This is a genomic window from Mycobacterium timonense, assembly GCF_025821985.1.
Classification (GTDB): domain Bacteria; phylum Actinomycetota; class Actinomycetes; order Mycobacteriales; family Mycobacteriaceae; genus Mycobacterium; species Mycobacterium avium.
Window position 1 is genome coordinate 1 of sequence record NZ_JACKSY010000087.1, and the last position, 1,680, is coordinate 1,680.

At 66.9% G+C, this 1,680-nt stretch carries 2 protein-coding genes and 1 pseudogene; all 3 read left to right on the forward strand.

From position 1 onward, the window contains the following. Positions 1–617: PE/PPE C-terminal domain-containing protein (locus H7I87_RS19870; protein WP_264002844.1), on the forward strand; the 617-nt coding region annotated here is incomplete at its 5' end. A gap of 396 nt (positions 618–1,013) precedes the next feature. Next, positions 1,014–1,313 carry a PE family protein gene (locus H7I87_RS19875; RefSeq protein ID WP_023863885.1) on the forward strand — a complete coding sequence of 100 codons (300 nt, stop codon included), beginning with the start codon at positions 1,014–1,016 and terminating at the stop codon, positions 1,311–1,313. Positions 1,314–1,570: 257 nt separating this feature from the next. Further along, positions 1,571–1,680, forward strand: a pseudogene (locus tag H7I87_RS19880) (WXG100 family type VII secretion target); the annotation flags it as partial.

Below are 1,680 nucleotides of genomic sequence, written 5' to 3' on the forward strand. Positions count from 1 at the left end.
CGTTGCAGTCGCTGGCCCAGCCGGCGTCGAGTTCGACCACGGCGACCAAGGCGGCCACCACGGCGGCCTCGACCACCAGCACCGATCCGCTCTCGGAGATCTGGTTCCTGCTCACCGGCCAGACCAGCCTGCCCACCAACCTCGGCACCTTGGTCAACGGTTACAGCCCGTTCGCCGGCCTGTTCTACAACACGGAGGGGTTGCCGTACTTCAGTACTGGTATGGCCAACACGTTCACCCAGATCGCCAAGTCGGTGGGGGCGATTGGTGGGGCGGCTCCGGCGGCGGCCAAGGCGTTGCCCGGCCTGGGGGGGTTGGGCGGCATGCTCGGTGGTGGTGCGGCCGCGGCGCATCCGGTGGCGGCGTTGGGCGGTGCGGGTTCGATCGGGGGCAAGTTGTCGGTGCCGGTGGCCTGGTCGGGTGCCCCGGCCACACCGGCGTTGGGGCATGCCATTCCGGTCAGCAGCATCAGTGCGGCGCCCGAGGCGGCCGGGGGACCGGGCAACCTGCTCGGCGGCATGCCCCTGGCGGGTGCCGGGGCGGGTGGCCACGGTGCCGCCGGACCCAAATACGGCTTCCGCCCCACCGTCATGGCCCGACCACCCTTCGCCGGATAACCCACACCCAGTGTCATCCGGAGTTGGCCGAGCACCGCTGCACTCAGCGGTCCGAAACGGGCGAAAGGAGGTACCAGCGACACGCCAGCGGGAAACACCCGCGCATCGACTCGAGCCGCGAGTTAATCGACCGCCGGATTTTTACGCCGGCCGACGTGGCCGCGCAGCCGGTGTGACGAATTACCAGCAACGTTTTCGACCGGGGGCTGGTAGCGTTTGCCATGACCGTCGCGCGAAGGGCAGCGGTCGAGGTCAGGCGCTGTTACTGTGTCGTTACCAAAAGTGAATTCGCCGTACCGCCAAGTGAACAATTGCAAACACGCCGTTTCCGCGGCGACTTCGCGGCTCGCTATCATCTAATCTCGCAGAGTCGGGGATCCAACTAGGAGGGAAAATATGTCGTTCGTGACCACACAGCCGGAGGCTCTGGCCGCGGCGGCCGGGAACCTGCAGGCTATCGGGTCGACCTTGAGCGCCCAGAACGCGGCCGCTGCAGCCCCAACGACGGGGGTGGTACCCGCCGCTGCCGACGAGGTCTCGGCGCTGACCGCAGCCCAGTTCGCCGCGCACGCGCAGATGTACCAGGCAGTGAGCGCCCAGGCCGCCGCCATCCACGAGGCGTTCGTCAACACCCTGTTGACCAGCTCCGGTTCCTACGCGGCAACCGAAGCAGCCAACGCCGCAGCGGCCCTCTGATCCGGATCGCCGGTTCGGGGCTTGGGGCAGGTCGTCACCGACGTGGGTTCCAACGCAGCCGCCCAGCGCACACCGTCAACTCAAACGCCGCGGTTCGGGTTTGACGTCCGTCGCACCGTGACAACACCCGGTGGCCGCCGGCTGACGGGAAGGGGGGGTCATTTCTACATATTCGGCTCGGCGGTTGCCTAACACGTAATCGATCCGGCCACCGTCGTAATCACATCCAGTAATCACGTAATAAGGAGACAGCCGAGATGGCAACACGTTTTATGACCGACCCGCACGAAATGCGGGCGATGGCGGGCCGCTTCGAGGTGCACGCCCAGACCGTGGAGGACGAGGCCCGCAAGATGTGGGCGTCGTC